The following is a 2315-nucleotide window of genomic DNA, read 5'->3' as shown; positions in this document are numbered from 1 at the left end:
CGAAACAACGATGAGGTTAACAGAGCGTGCAGCGGGTTAACAGCCCTCGTAACTCTTTTTGTTAGAGCTTTTAAGCGCTGCGATGTGCTCTTGCATACCGGCTATCGCACGAGCCCGTGTATCGGCCGCCGTTTCGACTTGAGACCTCAGTCGTTGCAGTTCTCGTTCTGCTGCGCGCGCTTTGGCTTCCGCATCGAACAATTTCGTCGACAATTGGGTGACGGTAGGAGTCGATTCCACCGACGCGTTGGCTTTGGCAATGGCGGCCTGAATGGCTGCTTCCCACGAGGTTACGGCGGTCGCGAGCGCGTCGCGCACGGCTGCATCTTGTGCGTTGGCAGTTTCGTCGCGACCAGTTACGCGTTCAGACTCATGAACTGCCTGCATGTCGTTCAGCTGTGCCTGAAAGCTCTGTTGTAACGACTGAAAATACTCGGCGTTCGCCAGTAACTGCTGCTCGGCCTCCCAGCGTTCTCCGAGCAGCGAGAATCGGTGTCGAATGACTGTTGCTTTTTTCTCGGGCAAATTTGCGATCTTGAGCAAATCGGCAGGCGGATTGGTGCCCACGAGAAGGACACCCAGACCATGGCCGTGGATGAACTCGAATGCGGGGAATTGAGTTCGAAGTTCCGCCCAGAGCTTCCAGACGCCAAAATCGTGATGGCGCTCGTTCGTGTCGTGAAACAGGACGACCGCTCGGTCGCTCAACTTGGGTTTCCAAGTGTCGAAATCATGACTGACCGCATCGTACGAGTGCAGTCCATCGATGTGCAGCAAATCGATACTGCCATCGACGAAATGCTCGACCGCCTCGTCGAACGTAGAGCGAATCAGCGTCGAGAATGATGAGAAGCGGGCACGGTGATATTGCGAGAGGTCGGCAAAAATCTCTTCGCCGTATTGGCCGGCATGCTCGTCCCCAGCCCATGTATCTACTGCATAGCATCGTGCCGGCACCGCGTGCCGTTCCACCGCCGAGCACAGCGCGGCGTAGGACACACCGGTATGCGTGCCAAGTTCGACAACCATCCTCGGCTGCGTGACGCCAATCAACCAGTGTGCGAATGGGATATGCCCGCACCAGGCGCTATGCGCGTCCACTCGATCCGCTCGCCAGAACAGAGAGGCTAGCTGAGGAGCAAGAAAGGGTTCAATCGACGAGGGGGAGGATTCAGCATCTGGTGTGATCGCTTGAGGTACAGCAGGGTTCATACTCACCTTGTGCAAATTTGACGATCTCCTAATTATAGAGACGCGAAGACATCAAGTCGTTATTGTAAGGAGAGCTATAAGATCAGATTGGCAAGAATGGTAAATTCTGCTGACGCGGATGATGTGGAATCGGAATATTTCGGGAGCGGCGATAGCGGAATCACGCGCGATTCATGTTTTTGGGTAATTATTTCCGTTGATTCGGGTGTGATTACCGCTGCCGAGAAGCATATTGGGGGCGGCAACGGGCTTCGCTGGCGCGTGAAATTCCCGTTGGAAATGTTAAGCGCGCGAAAGAGATGTTTCTTGTTGTAATGCCCGGTCGCTACGACCGGATTCCGCACGGCTATTTTCGAATTTGCTTTCAGTATGAAGGGCACTAATCGCGCTGCATCGGCGGGGCGCTGCCCGTGGGGGCCGAATTTATTATGAAATATTACAAGTGGCCCCGCTGGCTCATGCCTGCGATAGAATCGCGCGAATTTGCCGATCCATGAGGCAAATGCAAGACAAGTGCATGCGTGGCGCACGGCACATCGCGAGATCCCGCCGTCGCCCACGTCTGCACGCTCCGTTTCTCCGACGCTATCGGAACGACGCTGATCAATTGCATGAGCGCCTGCGCACGCCACGATGAAAGAAATCGAATCCGATGCAGGGCCACCGAACGACGCCACATTAGTCGTCGTGCTGGGGATGCATCGCAGCGGAACAAGCGTCATGACGCGAGCCATGGAAACAATGGGCGCGGAGTTTGGCGACAACCTGATGCCCGCGGTGGCGGGCGTCAACGACAAAGGCTTTTTCGAGGATCTCGACATTTATGCGATCAATGTCGAAATCCTGATGGCCGCCGGGGCGGAATGGCATAGCGTCGGCCCCGTCGAACTCGACAGAATCGACAGCGACGTACTGCAGCGCATTCGAGGGAAAGCTGTCGAAGTCCTGACAAAGAAATGCGAGGGCCGCACCTTTGCGCTCAAGGATCCGCGGATAGCGCGATTGCTGCCGTTCTGGAAATCCGTTTTTAGAAGCTCTAACACAATGAGTTTTGCAGCTGTCGCCAGCAGATGATGCAAGCGGCGATTTTCATGAACGCCTCG

The 2315-nt window shown here is 55.5% G+C and carries 2 protein-coding genes; one reads left to right on the top strand and one right to left on the bottom strand.

From position 1 onward, the window contains the following. Positions 1-36: 36 nt before the first annotated feature. Positions 37-1029: a class I SAM-dependent methyltransferase gene (locus BST28156_RS34375; protein WP_217451832.1), complete on the bottom strand. Its 993-nt coding sequence runs from the start codon at positions 1027-1029 to the stop codon at positions 37-39. Positions 1030-1845: 816 nt separating this feature from the next. On the opposite strand from BST28156_RS34375, the gene BST28156_RS34370 reads away from it, so the two are divergent. Next, entirely contained in the window at positions 1846-2286 is a 441-nt protein-coding gene (locus BST28156_RS34370) for a sulfotransferase family protein (RefSeq protein ID WP_174904564.1), read from the top strand. The last annotated feature ends 29 nt before the right edge of the window (positions 2287-2315 follow it).

It is taken from the genome of Burkholderia pseudomultivorans, from assembly GCF_902499075.1.
Taxonomy (GTDB): Bacteria; Pseudomonadota; Gammaproteobacteria; order Burkholderiales; family Burkholderiaceae; genus Burkholderia; species Burkholderia pseudomultivorans.
The sequence above is the reverse complement of the archived record's forward strand: the minus strand, read 5'-3'. Positions and strand labels throughout refer to the sequence as shown.